This is a genomic window from Syntrophotalea carbinolica DSM 2380, from assembly GCF_000012885.1.
Lineage (GTDB): Bacteria > Desulfobacterota > Desulfuromonadia > Desulfuromonadales > Syntrophotaleaceae > Syntrophotalea > Syntrophotalea carbinolica.
The window spans coordinates 2,760,001-2,778,472 of record NC_007498.2; the positions used below are offsets into that span (position 1 = coordinate 2,760,001).

Annotated in this window: 15 protein-coding genes (1 of these 15 cut by a window edge); 4 read left to right on the forward strand and 11 right to left on the reverse strand. The window is 55.8% G+C overall.

Annotation, left to right across the window (positions count from 1 at the left end; translation table 11 throughout):
• The 8 genes from PCAR_RS12860 to smc all read right to left on the reverse strand — a co-directional run.
• On the reverse strand, positions 1-58 hold the 5' portion of the coding sequence (locus PCAR_RS12860; RefSeq protein ID WP_011342110.1) for a TIGR00282 family metallophosphoesterase. 725 nt of this gene lie to the left of the window's left edge; the window shows 58 of its 783 coding nt (coding positions 1-58); its start codon is at positions 56-58; its stop codon lies off the left edge, out of view.
• Positions 59-138: 80 nt separating this feature from the next.
• Positions 139-1,701: a ribonuclease Y gene (gene rny / locus PCAR_RS12865; RefSeq protein WP_011342111.1), complete on the reverse strand. Its 1,563-nt coding sequence runs from the start codon at positions 1,699-1,701 to the stop codon at positions 139-141.
• A 20-nt stretch (positions 1,702-1,721) separates the two neighbouring features.
• Complete coding sequence (locus PCAR_RS12870; protein ID WP_011342112.1) at positions 1,722-2,309, reverse strand: 5-formyltetrahydrofolate cyclo-ligase; 588 nt, start codon at positions 2,307-2,309, stop codon at positions 1,722-1,724.
• 421 nt (positions 2,310-2,730) lie between these two features.
• On the reverse strand, positions 2,731-3,033 hold the full coding sequence (locus PCAR_RS12875; protein ID WP_011342113.1) for a cell division protein ZapA: 303 nt from the start codon (positions 3,031-3,033) through the stop codon (positions 2,731-2,733).
• A complete protein-coding gene (locus PCAR_RS12880) occupies positions 3,030-3,209 on the reverse strand; it encodes a cell division protein ZapB (RefSeq protein ID WP_081425075.1) in 180 nt (59 codons plus the stop codon). Before PCAR_RS12880 ends, PCAR_RS12875 begins: the two co-directional genes overlap by 4 nt.
• A 71-nt stretch (positions 3,210-3,280) precedes the next feature.
• Positions 3,281-4,699: a signal recognition particle-docking protein FtsY gene (gene ftsY / locus PCAR_RS19145; protein WP_011342115.1), complete on the reverse strand. Its 1,419-nt coding sequence runs from the start codon at positions 4,697-4,699 to the stop codon at positions 3,281-3,283.
• 53 nt (positions 4,700-4,752) lie between these two features.
• Entirely contained in the window at positions 4,753-5,112 is a 360-nt protein-coding gene (locus tag PCAR_RS12890) for a roadblock/LC7 domain-containing protein (protein ID WP_011342116.1), read from the reverse strand.
• Positions 5,113-5,125: 13 nt separating this feature from the next.
• Positions 5,126-8,647: a chromosome segregation protein SMC gene (gene smc, locus PCAR_RS12895; RefSeq protein ID WP_011342117.1), complete on the reverse strand. Its 3,522-nt coding sequence runs from the start codon at positions 8,645-8,647 to the stop codon at positions 5,126-5,128.
• A gap of 213 nt (positions 8,648-8,860) precedes the next feature.
• Between smc and PCAR_RS17995 the strand changes: the two genes are divergently transcribed.
• Both PCAR_RS17995 and PCAR_RS12905 read left to right on the forward strand, forming a co-directional pair.
• Complete coding sequence (locus PCAR_RS17995) at positions 8,861-9,751, forward strand: RluA family pseudouridine synthase (protein ID WP_011342118.1); 891 nt, start codon at positions 8,861-8,863, stop codon at positions 9,749-9,751.
• Positions 9,748-13,056: a DUF3971 domain-containing protein gene (locus PCAR_RS12905; protein WP_011342119.1), complete on the forward strand. Its 3,309-nt coding sequence runs from the start codon at positions 9,748-9,750 to the stop codon at positions 13,054-13,056. Before PCAR_RS17995 ends, PCAR_RS12905 begins: the two co-directional genes overlap by 4 nt.
• Here the strand turns inward: PCAR_RS12905 and ubiE are convergent.
• Positions 13,023-13,736, reverse strand: a complete 714-nt coding sequence (ubiE, locus tag PCAR_RS12910) for a bifunctional demethylmenaquinone methyltransferase/2-methoxy-6-polyprenyl-1,4-benzoquinol methylase UbiE (protein WP_011342120.1) — start codon at positions 13,734-13,736, stop codon at positions 13,023-13,025. The genes PCAR_RS12905 and ubiE overlap by 34 nt on opposite strands.
• Positions 13,737-13,930: 194 nt before the next feature.
• Between ubiE and PCAR_RS12915 the strand changes: the two genes are divergently transcribed.
• A complete protein-coding gene (locus tag PCAR_RS12915; protein WP_041531378.1) occupies positions 13,931-14,347 on the forward strand; it encodes a (deoxy)nucleoside triphosphate pyrophosphohydrolase in 417 nt (138 codons plus the stop codon).
• A 30-nt stretch (positions 14,348-14,377) separates the two neighbouring features.
• Here the strand turns inward: PCAR_RS12915 and PCAR_RS12920 are convergent, their stop codons facing one another.
• Positions 14,378-16,861, reverse strand: coding sequence for a PAS domain S-box protein (locus tag PCAR_RS12920; protein WP_011342122.1), 2,484 nt, complete (start codon positions 16,859-16,861; stop codon positions 14,378-14,380).
• Between the two features lie 144 nt (positions 16,862-17,005).
• Here PCAR_RS12920 and tsaA point away from each other — a divergent pair, with 144 nt between their 5' ends.
• Positions 17,006-17,719, forward strand: coding sequence for a tRNA (N6-threonylcarbamoyladenosine(37)-N6)-methyltransferase TrmO (gene tsaA / locus PCAR_RS12925; protein ID WP_011342123.1), 714 nt, complete (start codon positions 17,006-17,008; stop codon positions 17,717-17,719).
• Positions 17,720-17,910: 191 nt separating this feature from the next.
• Here tsaA and PCAR_RS12930 read toward each other — a convergent pair whose 3' ends face one another.
• A complete protein-coding gene (locus PCAR_RS12930; RefSeq protein WP_011342124.1) occupies positions 17,911-18,381 on the reverse strand; it encodes a chemotaxis protein CheW in 471 nt (156 codons plus the stop codon).
• Positions 18,382-18,472 lie beyond the last annotated feature (91 nt).

Sequence of the window (18,472 nt, forward strand, 5' to 3'; positions counted from 1 at the left end):
TCTCTACGGCCCTACGGCCGGTACGTCCGATAATATCCCCGATAAATAAAATATTCAAAAGCTACCATCTCCATGCAAAACATTGACGTCGGGAATACCCGTTCGCTGAACCTACATCTGACGCCAAACCCTCAGCAGCTATTTGGCAAACTCCACCGCCCTGGTTTCGCGAATGACGTTAATCTTGATCTGACCGGGATAAGCCATCTCCTCCTCGATCTGTCGCGCAATCTGCTTGGCCAGGGTATGGGACTGAACATCCGACACTTCTTCGCTGGAAACCATAACCCGGATTTCACGACCGGCCTGGATGGCATAACAGTTGGTAACGCCGGCAAAGGAGGTCCCGATACGCTCCAAGTCCTGAAGTCGCTTAACGTAGGTTTCAAGCATTTCACGACGGGCACCGGGGCGCGCACCGGAGAGAGCATCGGCCGCCTGAACCAGCACGGCAAGAACCGTCGAAGGCTTCTCGTCCTCATGATGGGCAGCCAGAGCATGAACGATCTTGGCCGATTCGCCATACTTACGCGCAAGATTGGCCCCGATGACGGCATGCGAACCTTCCACTTCGTGGTCGACGGCCTTGCCGATATCATGCAGCAATCCGGCCCGCTTGGCCTGCTTGACATTGATGCCAAGCTCGGCGGCCATGATACCGCACAAGAAAGCAACTTCGATGGAATGCTGAAGCACGTTCTGCCCGTAAGAAGTACGATAGCGCAGGCGCCCGATAAGCTTGATAATCTCGGGATGAATCCCATGCACGCCAACATCGAAAGTCGCTTGTTCGCCAGCCTCGCGAATGGCGTTGTCGACATCCTGGGTGGCCTTGTTTACCGCTTCCTCGATACGCGACGGATGAATGCGACCATCCCCGATGAGCCGCTCCAGAGCCAACCGTGCAACCTCGCGCCGAACGGGGTTAAATCCGGAAATAATAACGGCTTCGGGAGTATCATCGATAATCAGATCGATACCGGTGGCCGCTTCAATGGCACGGATATTACGTCCCTCCCGACCGATAATGCGCCCTTTCATTTCATCATTGGGCAACGGCACGACGCTAACGGCGCTTTCTGCGACAAAATCACCGGCATAGCGTTGCACGGCGAGAGCCAGAATCTCCTGCGCTTTTTTATCTGCGGCTTCCTTGGCTTCATCCTCGATCTGCTTGATTTTTTTGGCGCACTCGTGCCGCGCCTCACTCTCCATCTGCTCCATGAGTTGCGCCTTGGCCTCCTCGGCGCCCAACCCGGCCAGCTCCTCGAGCCGCTCACGTTGCTGGCGGACCAGAGCATCCGCTTCCTTTTCCCAGCTGCGAATGCGGCTTTCCTGTTGCGAAAGACGCTTTTCACGCTGCCCGAACTCTTCATCGCGCGCATCGACCTGCGCAACCTTGCGATCCAGATTTTCCTCGCGCTGCACAAGACGCTTCTCCTGTGCCTGCAATTCCCGGCGCATCTCACGGGCCTCTTGCTCCCAGGCCGTCTTTGCTTCCAGCAAGGCATCCTTTTTCTGAATTTCGGCTTCTTTGCGGAGAATATCCGCTTCCTTGGTGGCTTCCGACAGAATCTGGTCAGCCATTCTTTTCGCTTCAGCCAATTGGGTAGCCGCAACCTTGCGGCGTACAAGTGCCCCGCCGATGGCACCGACCAAAAATGCCGCGCCGATTCCTATCCACTGAATTTCTATACTCAAAGTTTAAACCTCCTAAATATTTATGTGCTTTCCAGCATACACCGCCCAGACGGTGTGAAAGAGTAATCCCGTTCCTCGGTAATCAATAAATCCAAACACTGGTCATGATCCTCGACCGGCAGACGTTCAACCAGCTGCGACTCAAAACTGAGCCCGACAGACAACGCCGGACGCCCGGATCCACAGAGCACCCGGTCGTAAAACCCCTTACCATACCCCAGCCGGTTACCCTCAAGGTCAAAAGCCACGCCAGGCACCAACACCAAATCGAGTGCACTGGATGGTATCGTGGCTGACCCGGTCGGTTCGAGCACGCCGAACGCCCCAGGTGAAAGCTGTTGCGGCGACGCAACCAGCACAAAATCGAGCTGATCGCCGCGCACCCGCGGGTATGCGACAGTTTTCCCCCGATGCAACGCCTCGTGAAATATTTCTTCAGTGAACACTTCGTTGAAAATCGGACTGTAAAGAGCCACCGCCTTCGCCTGCTCGAAAGCAGGCAACGCCAGCACCCGCTGCTGAACCCTGAGGCTGTGTCCCAGGCAGACTTCAGCGGCCAGATGTTTGCGACGGGCCAACATAATCTCGCGTAGCGATTTTTTAGGCATAGGCAGAGATCCCGCAGTAAAACGGCAATCTCCGAGGGGAGTACTTCTAGATGAGAGATGCGAGGACTGAGTTACCTTGTCTGGCTTGGTAGAAACCGTTTCTTGTAAGTCCTCCACCGCCATCACCGCCTCGGTTTTTACAAGGCAGCACACGACGGACCAAGACTAAAGTCCTCTTCTTTTCGCCTGAAACCCGGCGATAAAACAGTTTACAAGAAACGCAAAAGCGCAGTGCGCTAAAGACGTCCAACAAACCGAACAAACAAAACGCCTGGCGCAAGCGCCAAGGTTCTGGAAAACCCCAACCATTCAAATCTATCTAAAATCTCCGTGCGGAGATGGCCTGGCGCCAAGCGCCTTTTTTTCAAATGCGTTTAGCAGAAAAAGTCGCGAACGTCTCTCGAAAGCAGCGACAATGCGTTCAATTTTCGTGCGGGGGAGAATCTGGACATGCCTTTTCCAAGCGAGCCACAAGATCGTGCAACTGCACATTCAGGGACTCTTCCCTGGCCTGTGTGGCATCGCGCAAACGCAGATAAGCCTCCCCCACATTCAGCAAAGCGAGAACCGCCGTATTCAGGGTATCAACCGCCCGACTGGCAGCCACAACCTCGGCTATTTTTTCGTTTACGAACTCCGCGACCCGACATACCTCCGCCGGATCCATCGCACTTTTGATGGTATATTGCTGACCTAAAATTGTCACCTGGACAGCTTGTTTCAAGATACCTCCTGATCCAAACCATCAAGCTTGGCCAGAATCCGGTCCACCTCGGAAGCAAAACGCTCGCGTTCCTGTAGCAAGCGATCCCGGTCTGCAAGCAACTGCTGGCACTGTTCCTCCAGGGCCTGCTTGCGCTCCAGAAGCTGATCAATCTTTTTTTCCAATTGAATCATCATTGTTAAATCCACGGCTTCCTCTGCTCAGTAAATATGAATTTTAAAAAAGAAAGAACCCTTTAGTCAAGAAATTATCCATCCTGCCGAAACAAAGCCTCGACAAACAGATCCGGATCGAAAGGCCGCAAGTCTTCGATGCCTTCGCCGATCCCCACATAGTGTATCGGCAGACCGAGCTCGCCCCCGATCGCCACCAGCATGCCGCCGCGGGCGGTGCCATCGAGTTTGGTCAGCGCCAGCCCGGAAACCGACACTGCCTCCTGGAACAGACGAGCCTGCACCAGGGCATTCTGGCCGGTTGTCGCATCGACCACCAGCAGGGTCTCATGGGGGGCACCCGGCATTTCGCGATCGAGCACCCGCCGAATTTTCTTCAGCTCCTCCATAAGGTTGACCTTAGTGTGCAGCCGACCGGCAGTATCGAGAAGCAAAACATCGGCCTTGCGCGCCTGAGCGGCTTTAATGGCATCGAAGGCCACGGCTGCAGGGTCAGATCCGGCAGCCTGGCGAATGACTTCGACGCCGGCACGCTGTCCCCATACCTCAAGCTGCTCCGCCGCAGCGGCGCGAAAGGTATCCCCAGCCCCCACCAGAACCTTTTTCCCCTGCTGAACATACTGATGGGCGAGCTTGCCAATAGTAGTCGTCTTACCGACACCATTAACACCGACGACCATAATCACGAAGGGTGTCGCACGTTGAGGATCAAGAGGCGCGGACTCCTGCATTAAACGATCGCGAATTTCCCCCTTGAGTGCCTCGCGTAAGACATCAGGATCATTGAGCTGACCTTTATCAAGACGCATTTCCAACGATTGTATAAGCTGTTGGGTCGTTTTCATACCGAGATCGGCGGTGATCAGTATTTCTTCCAGCTCCTCGAGCAGCTCTTCATCGACCCCTTGGCAACCTCGCAACAAAGCATCTATTCGACCGACCAGCGAAGCCTGGGTCTTGGCCAACCCGGTACGCATCCGCTGAAACAAGCTCACCGGTTCTTCCACTACCGGTTCTTCCACTACCGGTTCTTCCACTACCGGTTCTTCCACCACCGGTTCTTCCACCACCGGTTCTTCCACCACCGGTTCTTCCACCACCGGTTCTTCCACCACCGGCTCTTCCACCACCGGCTCTTCCACCACCGGCTCTTCCACCACCGGCTCTTCCACCACCGGCTCTTCCACCACCGGCTCTTCCACCACCGGTTCTTCCACCACCGGTTCTTCCACCACCGGTTCTTCCACCACCGGTTCTTCCACCACCGGTTCTTCCACCACCGGTTCTTCCACCACCGGCTCGGTTTTATCGGTTATTTCCCGGGAAGCGGGCCGCCTCAAACGCCGCACCAGCATGAATGACAAAATTACCACTAGGGCGACAGCACTCCAGAGCACAACCGTGGCCGTCAAAGTCCGGTGCGATTCAGGCACCCCCATACGACCCAGCACATTAACCAGCCACTCGATACAGCGGAAAAACATATCCTTCATCTTGTCCTGCTCCTTGCATATAACAGTGAAAGAGTCAAACGACTCCATGATGCTTAAGCGATTTCCTGCTTAAGAATGCCGACACAGCGTTGGAGGGCAAACCTCGCCTTGCCGAGAAGTTGCCTGCGACAACCGGTCAACACCAGGAAATAGTCAGCGGTGATGGGCACCACCAATGTCTGCGTATCGCGGGTGGAGATGACGACCTCCTGCAGATCATCCTCGCCAATCCGGTCGAGCATGGCACGCAAGTTGCCGAGAATTATCCCTTTGTGAGCGCCCACCAGCCTCAGGTCATAATCGTCCATGGGACCGACCTGATCGACCGCCTCGCCCTCCCAGTCGGCGATGATGGCGCCAGTGGCGCCGGGAACACTTCCCACAAGTTCCAGAAGAACAGATTTAAAAGGCATCGCAAATCCTCAATCAGTCATGCAGCTGTACGGAAACCAACTTGGAAACCCCCGGATCTTCCATGGTAACACCATACAGAATATCGGCCATCTCCATGGTGCGCTTGCTATGCGTAATGACTATAAACTGCGACTTGGATGACATCTCGCGCACCATTTCATTGAAACGCTGAATATTGGCTTCATCCAGCGGTGCATCGACTTCATCCAGCACACAAAACGGTGATGGTTTGATCAGAAAAATGGCGAAAATCAGTGCAATGGCGGTAAGGGCTTTCTCGCCGCCGGACAACAAACCGACACTCTGCAATCGTTTGCCGGGCGGTTGCACCGCAATCTCGATCCCTGTTTCGAGCAAATCGTTTTCATCGGTCAGCATTAATTCTGCACGTCCGCCGAGAAAAAGTCTCGGGAAAATTTCCTGAAACATGGCATTGACCTGATCGAACGTTTCCCGGAATCGCTTGCGGGTTGTGCGATTGATCCTGGCGATAGCGGTTTGCAGCCCTTCCAGAGACTCCTGCAGGTCTTGGTCCTGTTGACAGAGAAACTCCCAGCGCTGTTCCAGCTCGCGGTATTCATCGATGGCCATCAGGTTGACCTCGCCGATGTTTTCAATACAGCGACGCAGTTCCTCCAGCCGATGTTCGGAGGCAACCGGATCAAAGGCCTCGTCCGGGACAACCGCGTCGCCCTGCGACAAGTCGAGCCGAAAACGCACCTCGATATCCTGACACAGATGCGCAATCTCCATATCTATTTCGCGGACACGCATCTGCAGTGAGGAGAACTGCTCCCTGGCCTGCTGCAACTGCCCCCGCACGACCCTCAAACTCTCCTCATGAGCATCCACCTGCTGCTGTTGCTGGCCGAAGGAATCTTTCAGCCGGTCCAAGCGCTCCTGCTGCTCCTGGCGTCGTGCATACAGCACCTCCAGCTCCGTCTGCAACTGTTTACCCTCGGCCTGCAACCGAGCTGTCTCGGCAGCGGCTTGCTGCTGGCCCTGCTCCCGCTGGCGCAATTGCCGCTCGAAATCCTGCCCGGAGACGGTAAGCTGTTGCAATTGTCGACGACCGCCTTCCTGACGCTCGCGAAGTTCGGCCAGAACGACTTTCAGGGATGTCACTTTTTCGCGCAACGCTTCCTGGCCCCGGCGCCAAACCCGCAATTCTTCTTCGCATCGGGCGACGGCCGTTTCCTGCTCAACACGCGCCTGTTCAAGTCGGCTGCAACAGGCTTCCGCCTCGACTTGTTGGCGTTGCAGTGCATCGCCTTCCTCCCTGAGTTGATCATTTTCGAAGGAGGTAATATCCAGACGCTCGTCTATGCGCGTAAGTTCCTGCTGCGCTCTCCCCAGATCCTTTTCAGCTGCGGTACGTTTCAACTCCAGGGCATGCAGTTCCTCGCGTAAATCCTCCTGCATCTGTTCGGCGGCGCCCAATGCGGCCTTTTGGTCGACCCGCTGCTGCCGCAACCGGGCAAGATCATCATCCAAAACAGCTTGTCTGGCCTTGAGTTCCTTGATTTCCCGTTTTTGCGACAAAAAGCTGTGCCCAAGCCCTTCCCGGGCGCCCCCGCAAAGGATCCCACGGTGATTCAGACAATCACCCGCAGCCGTCGCCAGCGTTAACCCTACCGGCAAAACGGCATCCAGATAAGGAAGCAGATCGTCGACCAGAAACACTCCCTGGAGCAAAGGCATGACCTGCGAGGCCACTTCCGGAGAACACTGAACGACCTCGGCCAATGGCCGGCCGTGACCAAAAGTCACCTCGAATTCAGCAACATCAGGCAGCACCAGAGCACCGCGCCCCCCGCCATCTCTGAGCAACTCCAACGCCCGGAGGGCATCCTCGGGGTGCCGCGTCACCAAAGCCTGCAGCCGATCGCCAAGCACTGCCTCGAGAGCCACCTCATACGCTTCCGGCACCTCCAGCAAATCGGCCACCATCCCGATCATGCGGGCGCGCAGCTGCGTATCCTGCAACAGAAGCTTGACGCCGGCACCGTACCCCTCGAGGTTACGCTCCATCTGCTCCAAAGATTGCAGTCGGGAGCGGCACTCTCCCAAACGCCCCTGTCCTTCGAGCAACAGGCGCTCATTCTCCTCCAATTGCCGCCGGGCAACCAAGGCTTGCTCCCGGCTCTGCTCCAGCGTCTGGTCCAGTTCATCCCGCTGAGTGGCAAAACGCTGCAGACTCTGCTCACAGGAGGCGACCGTTTCGGCGGCAATGACCCGATTCTCCTGTAATTGAACCGATTCGCGACGCTGCTGGCCACGACGCTCATCCAATCCCTGCAAACGACGGCGCGCATCTTCCAATGCGTGGCGGCTTCGGGACAACTCATCCATGCGCGCATACAGGTTCCGGCGTGCATCCTCCAGACTGGCCACCCACTGGCGCTCTTTATCCTGCTGCTCCTCCAGGCTTGCAGCCTCGCGCTCCAGCACCGAGGATCGTTGTTGATACTCTTGCGCCAGAGCACTGCCGGCGGCCGTCAACTCTTCGATTTCGGCAGCAATTTCCTGAAGCCGTCGGTGAAGGTCCTGCTGTTCCTGACTATGCTGCTGTTGCTGACGCTCCAGATTCTGCAAAGACTGCTGACCAAATTCGATGCGCCCCTCGACACGTTGCAGCTCACCACTGAGATGAAACACACCTTCCTGGCACTGGCCAAGTTCTTTCTCGGCCGCAACCTGCACCAGCCGCAGCTCCGACAGCTCCAGTTCCAACTGCTGGAATCGGCTCTCCAGCGCAACGACCTGCTGCCGGGCACGGGTTTCATCGTGGCGATGCTTGTCGCCGTCAGCCACCAGCTCGGCATAACGACACCGCGCAAAACCGATTTCGATCTGTTTTTGTTCATCGCGGTAGTTGCGGAACTGCTCCGCCTTGCGTGCCTGCCGTTTCAGAGCCCCCAGCTGACGACGCACCTCGCCGATAATATCCCGTAATCGCAGAAGGTTCTGGCGGGTAGCGTCTATTTTACGCAGAGCGGTCTTTTTGCGGGCTTTGAATTTGCTGACCCCGGCCGCCTCCTCGATAAGAAACCGTCGTTCCTCCGGTTTGGCATTGAGTATCTGACCGACCTTACCCTGTTCGATAATGGAATATGCCCGGGCCCCGATACCAGTATCCATAAAGAGTTCGGAAATATCGAGCAACCGGCAAGGAGCCTTGTTCAGTAAATACTCGCTGTCGCCGTTGCGATAGAGTCGGCGCGTCACCATGAACTCGGCATAGTCCCGTACCGCAACCGGCCCCCGCCCCTTCTCGTTGGAAAAGACCAGGGACACCTCGGCCATCCCCACCGGTTTGCGCTTTTCGCTACCGCCGAAAATGACGTCCTCCATGGCCCGCCCACGGAGGTTTTTGGGACTTTGCTCCCCCATGGCCCAACGTATGGCATCGACCACATTGCTTTTGCCGCAACCGTTCGGACCGACCACAGCGGCAATGCCGGGGCCGAAATCGAGGGCCACCCGATCAACAAACGATTTGAATCCTACGATTTCGATACGCTTGATCTGCATATGCGCGCGCGGACATCCTCTCTGGTAAAGACCTGTCGATAACGCGGCATGTTAACAATCCGCAAAAGCCATGTAAAGCAGTTTGCTGGCACACGATTTTGGCGTAACACGCCGTCCGCTACCTTTCCGTACCCATACTTTTATGTATTGTTGTCCGGCCAGGTGTTTCAGGCAGCTTGCCTGCAGAACAAACTAAGGCTATGATGAGCAGCTATGGCTATAATTACCCTCACTGAACAGGACGCGGGACAAACCGTTCTGGAGACCCTTCATGCGCGCATACCAGCGGCGCCACGCTCCTACCTGCGCCAATTGCTGCGTAGCGGCAAAATTCGCTGCAACGGATCAATCCTGACCGAAAACATCTGTCTGCGGGGCCATGAAAGCCTGCAGCTTCCCGATAGCAAACGCCTGCGGGAGGTTTGCACCGACAGAGTACCGGAACTGACCATATTGCTGGAAACCGACGAGTTTCTGGCTGTCTTCAAACCTGCCGGACTCGCCGTGCACAGCAGTGTCGGGCATACCGAAGACAACCTTACGGACCGCCTCAAAGCCTGGATAAAACAATGCAAAGCCCCTTATCGCATAGCCCCGGTCCATCGACTGGATATCGGCACATCAGGTCCGGTGATCTTCGGCAAAGGCCGCAAAGCCACCGCCGAGCTGGGGCGGTTGCTGCAAAACGGACACATGAGCAAAACCTACCTGGCACTGGTTAACGGCCATCCCCCGGAGACGGGGATGATGGTTACCTCGGTGCGTGTCCAGGGAAAACCCAAACAGGCAGCTACGCGCTTTCGTGTGCTCGGCCGCCACGCCAGCGCCGCCTTGCTCGAACTTGAACTCCTGAGCGGCCGCAAGCATCAGATCCGCCAACAATGCGCCGATGCCGGTTGGCCGCTGTATGGCGACCACCGCTATGGCGGTCCGGAGCTCCCTGGTCGGGATCGGCTGTTCCTGCACTGCTGGCAGCTGGCCTGGCCCATACAGGGCGATCAGCCATCCCACAGGATAACCAGTCCCCTTCCGGAAGAACTGTCCGTTATCCTCACCAGCATGGATATTGAATCTCCAGCACCAAACCGGAAACCCGAATCATGACTCCAAAAGAAACGACCAAAACTTCGATATTCCGGCGGCACCCATTCTTGACGGCTGTCAGCCTGCTGGCTGCGGCCGGACTTACGGCGGCAAGCCTGTTCCTGATGACCTTTGACCTGAATGCTTATCGGGAATCGCTGGCAAACCGGTTAAGTATCGCATTGGACCAACCTGTTTCCATTGGTTCGGCGCATATGTCATGGCGCCAGGGCCCCGCCTTCAACATTAGGGATATTCGCATCGGGGAGCCCCTCACGGAATCCGGTGGCGACATTGCCCATCTGTTTTTGCATCCGCGCCTGTTGCCGTTGTTGATGGGAAAAGTTGTCTTTGACGACATGATTATCGAACGTCCGATTTATCATGCGCGTCTTTTATCATCCAGCTCGGATACCGGCACCGACTTGCCGACGATACCGCTGAGAGCCCTGCTGCAAACCATACAGGTACATAACCTGACGATTATCGACGGGCAACTCCGTCTCGAAAACGCCCAAGACGACCGGCATCCCCTGGCGCCACTGCAGATCAATGCCATCAACCTGAACGTACGCAATCTGCTGACCGGCCGGCCCGGCAAGCTTAACATCCACGCCGAACTGCCCCAAAAAGAAGGGCTCGCCACACTGGACGTCAAGGGCAAAACAACCTTCGACACCAACCTGGGCAACTGGCGACAGATCAAAGGTCAACTGCGGTTGCAGATGGAAAACATCGCCACGGAACAACTTCGCAGCTGGCTGTCCCTGCCGGAAGCGACACCCGCATTGAGCGGCCGGGCATCCCTTGAGCTAAACGCCGATGGAAGCGCTGCCAGCGGTTTACACTTCAGCGCCAGCCTATCCGGCAAGAACCTGCAACTTGCCTGGCCTGGACGTTATGCCAAGCCCCCTGCGGTTAAAAAAGTCACTGTCAGCGGCACCTGGGTTGCCGCTCAAAACATCAACAGAGTGACCGACCTGGATCTCTATCTGGACACCCTGAACATACGCGGCCACTTTTCTTTGCAGCGGGACAAAGAGCAACCCTGGCTGGAAGGGACACTGGCCTGCTCTCCCTTGCAACTGTCCGACATCCGACGTTTTCTCCCCGACCGGATCCGACTTTCCGAACAGGCCCTGCTCCATACCAACCTGGATCGGGGCACAGTGCAGATCCATGATTTGCGCTTCGCCGGGCCTTTGTCCCACTTCAAACAGGCAGGCGCTCCGCTTCCGATCACCCATACCCGCACCACCCTCAGCGATGCCCGTCTTCAATTGCCATCGTTCCCGGCATTGGAACAGGTAAACTGCACCCTGACGCTCACGGAGGGTCTGCTGCACCTTAGCCAGGGCAAGGCAACGCTCCTACAACAGCCCGTCCGGTTCAATGCAACCACCGAGCACCTGCTGCAGGATGACATGAGCATGTCTTTCAGCGCCGACTGGGACGCCCCGGCACAGGCGTTATGGCAAGGACTGCCCGGCACCGACAAACTGAGCGGCAAAGCCGGCGGCGTCATACCGGTCAGTTTGTCGCTCAACGGTGCGCCCGGAAACTTCCGTACCACGATGCAAGCCAGCCTTGCCGGCTGCGCTCTCGAGGTACCGGGCATCCTATCCAAAAAAGCGGGCAGTCCCGGGGATCTTCGCGTCTCGGGACATCAGCAGAAAAATCGGTGGATCCTCGATCAGGGACAGTTCAACCTTGTTCCTTTTCGTCTGAACTTTTCCGGGCAACTGGACATGGGCCATCAGAACCCCCTCGCACTGCAATGGGAATTAAGTCCAACGGATCTGCAGGAAGCCGGAAAACTGATACCGGCCTTGTCCACCTATCACACCACCGGGACCCTGGGGCTGACGGGACAACTGACCGGCCCTCTTGCAACACCGGAGTTTTCCGGACAAGCCCGCTTGACCGATGCGGGCTTCGCATTGGATAGCATCGAAGCCGACGTGAAGGCCATTAACGGCAGCATCAGCATAAAAAATCAAGAATGCCATTTTACCGGCGTCAAAGCCCGACTCGGCCAATCGGCAGTCACCCTGGAGGGAAAACTTACCGGAATTTCCGATCCCATCTTCAGGTTACGTGTCCGGGCACCGCAAATCCGTGCCGAAGAGCTGATCTTTCCGGGCAGCCACGTAGTCTTTCACAACATGGATGGCAGCATGACTTTCAACCACGATGCCATCCGTTACCAAAACATCCGATTCGATCTGCAAGACAGCAGAAAACTGCACCTGGACGGTATCCAGAGACATACGCACCCAACCACTGTAGAACTTGACATCCATGCGGAACAAGCCTCCATCGACGAAGTTCTGGCGCTGTGGGAAAAGGACTCTGCGTCACCGCCTGAAGCCACGAATGAAGAGACAGACCATAACGCTGTCCTGAAAATACGTGCTGCCGTCGACAAAGGCCATTATGGTCCTCTGATCTTTTCCGATGCCACAGGACTCATCGCTGCGCAGGACAACGTGGTTACCATCAAACCGCTGAACTTCCGCGCCGCTTCCGGATCTGCCCAGGCTGAGATCATTATCGACAACAACCATGAACAGCTGTCGATGTTGAATATCGCCGCCGAGTTGAACGACATGGACGCGGCGCATCTTCACAACCAATGGTTTCGGCACCCAGGCTTGATAACTGGCAAACTCAGTGGCCGCCTGCAACTGCAGGGACCAGCCGGCCCCGATCTGCTGTCCCAAGGCACGGGACAAGCCAACATCCGTATAAAAGACGGCGTGTTGCATAAATTCTCTTTTCTCTCCAAGGTTTTTTCCCTGCTTAACATCTCGCAGCTCTTCAACTTGCACCTGCCGGATATGGCCAGTAAGGGCATGCCGTTCAACGTTTTGGATGGTTCCCTGCAACTGCAGGATGGGATACTCTCCAGCGAGGATCTGACCGTAGCAAGCAACGCCATGGACTTGTCGCTGGTGGGGTCTTATGATTTACCGCAGGATGATCTCGACCTGTTGATGGGCGTCAAGCCTTTTGGCACGGTCGACAAGGTCGTATCCAAAATTCCACTGGCCGGGTGGATCCTCACCGGTGACAACAAGGCCCTGATCACCGCGCACTTTCAGATACGCGGCCCGAGCGCCGAACCCGAGGTGAAAGCGATCCCCGTCACCTCGGTTTCAAAAAAGGTTCTGGGTATTTTTCAGCGGGTATTGGGGCTACCGGGCAAGGTCGTCAGCGATGTGGGAAAACTGTTTCAAGGGGAGGAAAAAGCAAAGGATGAGGCGGATCAATCAACAACGGAGCTGGAGAATCAGTCACCCGGCAAAGAACGACAACCGCTGTAAAGAGTAACGATGCCACCGGTCAGGTCGCGATGCCTGACATGCCGGAAGCCGGATTGTTCCATCATGCCCAGAAACTCCCCACGCGCAGGAAACGCCTCGACGGAATCGGGCAAATAGCGGTAAGCGGCGCCATCGGATATCAGACCGCCGATACGCGGCAGAACATGCCGACTATAGCAGCGATACAAACCAGCCAACAGAGGGTTGGTCGGCTGAGAAAACTCAAGTACGAGCAGGCGGCCGCCAGGCTTCAGCACCCTGGAAAATTCCTGCAAAGCGACCTGCCGCTGCAGCACATTGCGGATGCCGAAAGCAATAATCGCAGCGTCGCACGTTTCTGCAGCCAGCGGCAAACTCTCGCAGGATGCCTGAAGGAGAGTTATCCGCCCTTCGGCCGGCAAAAGCTTGGGCACCGCCGCCCGCAACATGTTCATGGAAAGATCGACCCCGACCACCTCAGCCCGAGGATAGGCAGCCGCGATGGACAGGGCCACATCGCCGGTACCGGTCGCCGCATCCAGGATGCGTCCTGCACCAGCCAGGGCAAGTTCCCGCACCGCCGCCAGGCGCCAGCGGCGATCGATGCCAAAGGACAGCAAGCGGTTGAGCAAATCGTAACGGGGGGCGATACGATCAAAAAGAGGTCGCGTATCCTGTCCCGGTCGGTAATCTTTGTTCATAATACATTTCCTGCAAAACGTGGCAGTCAGTAACACTTTTCAGGTGTTCCTGTTTAGCACAGGCGGATGAACCTGGCCAGTAAAAACCCGAGGCAAGCGCTTAACATTCAAGCCGCCGACAGCAGGATTCGCGAAAGATCACGTATCGATGCACTGTGATGGCTTGCAGCAATAAACCGAAAAGAGAGCACCTCATGCAACCACTCATCGTCACCGCAGCCCTTTTACGTAAGCGAAATCAGGTGCTCATTACGCAGCGCCCTGCCGACAAGCCCCATGGCGGCATGTGGGAACTGCCCGGCGGAAAACTCGATGGCAACGAATCCCCCCAACAAGCCCTGCAAAGGGAATTACGCGAAGAGCTGGGCATCGAGGTTGCGGTCGAGGCTGTCTTCGATGTGGTCTATCATCGTTACGATTGGGGAGCCGTGCTGATTCTGGTTTACGAATGTCGCTGGCTTGGGGGAAAACTTCAGCACCTGGAAGTGGACGATCATCGCTGGATATATCCGCAGGATCATAGCCGATATGACATTCTGCCTGCCGACCGGCCGCTTTTCGAACAACTGAGCATATCCCCGGAATGTTCCGGTTCCATAACAGGCGGCTAAGACGGTCTCGACGGCAGCTGTTCACTTCCTTTATTCACATAGAGGCAGGCTGAAAATGATTTCGGTCCCGGCCCCGGGAGCGCTGACAACTTCGATACCGCCTCCGTGGCGTTCAATGATGTGTTTGACGATGTGCATGCCGAGCCCGAGGCCGCGTACCCCGCTGTTGAGATCGACGGCACGATAAAACTTGTCGAACATGCGCTCGATCTGCTCTGGCGTCATGCCGATGCCCTGATCTCTGACAGAAATGCGGTAACATTTCGGCTCGCATCTGCCGATCACTCTCACCGCTTTACCTTCCTGGGAATACTTTATCGCGTTGCTGATGATATTTTCCATGACCTGCACCAGCTTTTCCCGGTCCGCCCTGACCAGATGCGAGGTCCCTGCAGCGAATTCCATTTCAAAACGATAACGGGGGAATTGCAACTGGAAATGCTGCAGAAGCTTGCGGCTGATTTCCGCCACATCGACGGTTTCCAAAACCAGAGGAATTTCACGGCCCGCTTCCATGCGACTGATATCGAGCAAATCGGAAACAATCCGCTCCAACACCTCGGCCTTGTCATAAATCTCGGTCATGAACTCTTTAAGCTGAGCATCTGAAAAACCTCCGAACTCCTCCGGGTGCATGCAGAATTCCAGATACCCCATAATGGAGGTCAGCGGAGTGCGCAGTTCGTGGGCCGCAGTGGAAATAAACTCTGTCTTGACCCGCTCCATCTCACGTTCTTGCGTCACATCATGGAAAATGACAATCGCCCCGGTACCGTCGCCCTGAATGTTGCGCATGCGCGAAGCCCGGGCCTTGAAATAATCCGGACTCGTACTGTCGCCGCCTGGCCACGCAAAGCAGGCTTCGCCCCCCCCGTCCGTCAGGTTCTCCAATAATGTCATGATAACGTTTTGCACTTCAGCGTCCGGACAAAGCTCGCCTAAAAGACATCCGGCAGCATGTGCCGCAGTGACACCGAACAACGCCTCGGCACGCGGATTGAGCAGGATCACCCGCTGACGATCATCAATAACAACCAGTGCATCCGTAATGGAGCGGATAATGCTATCGATTTTATCCCGACCATCCTCGGCTTCCCACAAGGCCTTTTTAAGGTTGTCCTCCTGCTGCTTACGTTCCGTAATATCCTCGGCCACACCGCGAAAGCCACCGGCGCTGCCATCGTCCTCGATAATCGGAAGACCGCTCAGCATCAGACACCTTCGGCGGCCATCTTTGTGCTGTAACCACTTTTCCACGTTGCGGAAAGTCTTCGGATTTTCCTCCCAGTCCCGGAACAGAACCTGCCAGGCCTCTGCGGCAGCCGCATTGTCCAGTTCAGCCAGGGACTTCCCGATCAGCGCATCGGCCTTGTAACCCAGGATACTGCTGGCGCGTTCGGAGACATAACGAAACCGCCAGTCGGGCCCGACCTCCCAAATCAGATCCCCGACACTCAGAGCGATATCGCGGAACCGCCGCTCCTCCTGTCGAAGCAACCGTTCGGCCTTTTTGCAATCCGTCGTGTCCACAGCCAGGCCGAGCAAACCTTCCACTTGCCCATCGTCCCCTGTAACCCGTGTCCGGATAATGCGATAAGCCCGCATGTTGCCATCGACCTGCCAACAAGACTGCTCGTTTTCAACCGCCCCGTCCGTCAAATAAACCGCAGGATCATCCAAAGCAAAAACAGCCGGGTTGTCAGGCCCCCAATGCCGGCCGATTTCCCGGTGATGCCTGCCGAGGAGCTGCGACTCCGACATCCCAAGGATGTCGCACATCTGCTTGTTTACAAAAACGATTTCCTTCTTGCGATCCAGCAGCCACATGCCGAAAGGAGCTGCCTTGAAAATAGCATCCAGCACCTGACTTCGGCGAAAGAATCGACGCCATTCCGGTACCGGCCGGTTAAAGCGATTGCCACGACCCGGTCGTGTCGAACCACTGAAGCCACCCGGCAACAGTTGACCGGCATGACCGATATAGGGATGTAACCCGAAGGCTTCGCGCAACTCGGCGGAGGATGACTCCTGGCGCTGATAACCGCTCAAAACCAACAAAGGATGATCCTGGCTTGCCGTATTCATCCAAAGCAAAAAGTCGCGACGACTCTTTTCCGGCACGCCGCATTGTTTCAACCAGGTCATATCGCAGATAAGACGGCACCCGGCATTTTCATCAGAGCCGCCCGAGGGGACAAACATCCCGGGCAAGCGCCCCTCCTCGAGAATCTGCTGCAAGGTCTCGAAATCATGCCAATGCACCAGCAAACCATCTTTTATGGCCTGTTGAAGCAGCAGAGCTTCATCCTGTGCCAGCAAAGAGGCATCTGAAAACATTCCAGAAGGCATGAGACACAAAGACTTGTGATTACGATCCAATCCTGCCTTTACAAACCGCACCAGATTCCGCCCCCACTCCTTGGCGTCATCGTAGACGAGACAAACATGGTCCTGCCAGTGCAGATCTTCAAAAACCTGCTTGAAATCATTGTCGGAAGACGAAATCACTGTCATGACATACTCCGGAAAAACTCGACAGGGCAAAACATTAGCGTTGGTTTTTTATACCACATATTTTAGGTTTCACATAAAATTATCTTGACAAAACCCAGCCCTTTTTCCTATTCCGCTGTTGAAAATCATGGTATGTAAACACCCATGAACATGTCTATGCACCCCATCGGATTTATACGCTCCTGCTTCCCTGAAAAATTCGGAATACCTCGTCAAGCGGGACTGGTTTCCGAAGCACGCGCCACTCTGGAACTGCGCCCCCCATACGACACCCCCGAGGCCGTCAGAGGATTAGAGGGCTTTTCCCACGTATGGCTGATTTTTGTGTTCCACGCCCATCTGGCCAGTGGCTGGAAACCGACGGTGCGCCCACCGCGTCTGGGTGGCAATAAAAGGCTGGGGGTTTTTGCCACCCGATCGCCCTTCCGCCCCAACCCCATCGGCCTGTCAGCGGTTGCCCTGGAAGGTATCGTCACAGAAGGGGGCCACACTGTTCTGCACCTGCGAGGAGCCGATCTGCTCGACGGCACCCCTGTACTCGACATCAAGCCTTATGTGCCCTATGCCGATGCTCTGCCCGATGCACAAGGAGGCTTCGCCAGCGAACGTCCGCAACAGACGGTGCAGGTCGACTTTACCCCCGAAACGCTGGCATACTGCCAAAAAATGCAGAATTCGGGGTACCCCCATCTGGAGCAATTGATCCGTCAAGTACTGACAAACGACCCGCGGCCCGCCTACCAGGCCACCAAGCCCGGCAAACACGCATTCGGCATGCGGTTGCTCGACTTCGAGTTGCAATGGCAGGCCGAACAAAACCGCATGACGGTTACATCTTTAAAAAAAGCCACAGAATAAACAAAGGGCCACACATCTTATGTGCGGCCCCTCAATTTTTCAGCATATGCGACGGTTTTCAGTATTTTCCCTATCCCGTGTCGTCCAGAGCGATGACTTTTCCCGTTCCCCTGCTGACGGAGAATCAGGTGCAAGCGAAACTGCTGCGGATGGTTTTGCAGCAATGAACAATTGTCAACCGGTCGGATCCATCATTTCACCAGACACTCCACCTCAAGCAGGATTTTCACCTCATCGTCTATTTTCCCGATACCTTTGACATATTTCCCACCTCCGTGACCATTGGCGGCCGGGGACGGTTCAACCTGGCCGGCGGGAATATCCATAACCTCGTTGACATGATCGACCACCAACCCCATGGCGTTATCGGCAACATTGACGACAACCACACAGGTACGTTCATCGTAATCGCGGGCCGGCAGACCGAAGCGGGCCCGGACATCCATCACCGGGATGACCTTGCCGCGCAAATTGATCACGCCCTTGATAAAGGGTGGCATATCCGGAACCTTGGTTATCTTAAGTATGCCTATGATTTCAATGACATAGCAAATATCTATGGCATATACTTCTTCCGCCAGAGAAAAAGTAAGATACTTGTCCTTCTGGGTATCTTCCTCGACAACCCCCAGCCCTTCATTATCGCGTGCAGTATTCTCCATTCTTTACCCCCCATTCCTTTCGGCTCGTTTTTCATCGTCCCGGCAACATTACGCCCACATTCCAAAAACTGTGTTCTGTCCACAAAGAACC